This window comes from Methylibium sp. T29, assembly GCF_000576205.1.
Classification (GTDB): domain Bacteria; phylum Pseudomonadota; class Gammaproteobacteria; order Burkholderiales; family Burkholderiaceae_C; genus Methylibium; species Methylibium petroleiphilum.
In genome coordinates this window covers 1-619 of the sequence record NZ_AZND01000596.1, presented here as the reverse complement: position 1 = coordinate 619, position 619 = coordinate 1, and the positions used below count along the sequence as shown (strand labels likewise).

At 76.9% G+C, this 619-nt stretch carries 1 pseudogene; it reads left to right on the top strand.

The features are described 5' to 3' along the window. Positions 1-619 (top strand): annotated as a pseudogene (locus x551_RS23030) (hypothetical protein); the annotation flags it as partial.

The window sequence follows — 619 nt, the reverse complement described above, 5'->3', positions numbered from 1 at the left end:
CAGCTGGCCTCCGATGCGCGCCACCGGCGGCCGGGCTGCTCGAGGCCACCGGCCGCGTCGAGGGACCCGACGCGCAGGCCCGGCTCCGGCTCGACGGCGTGCTGCTGCGGGGACTGGATCAGCGCGCCCCGCCGCTGCGGCTGAGCGGACCGGTCGATCTGAAACACGCCGCACCCGCCAACGCGGAAGCGGCCTTCGGTCGTCTCGCGTTCGATGCCCGGCTCGAAGGCGCGCTGCTCGGTCCCGCCCGCCACAACGCCCCCGTGCCGTTGCGCGGCACCGCGCAGCTCGCGTTGCGTGGCAGCGCCACGCCCACGCTCGCCGTCATCGACACGCTGAGCGCACGCGCCGGCGCCGCGCGGCTCGACGGCAAGGGGCGCGCGCAGCGCAGCGGCGAGCGCTGGGATACCGAGGCCGACCTGAAGCTCGCCGACTTCGACCCCGCGGCCTGGCTGCCCGGAGAACCCGAGGCCGCCTGGCGGCGCAGCCGCAATGCGCTCAACGGCCAGATCAATCTGCGCGCACAGGTGCCGGCGGCGGCGGCCGACACGGGTGCGCTGCTGGCGGCGCTGCGCGGCACGCTGCGCGCCGACCTGAGCGACAGCGCCTTCGCCGGCCA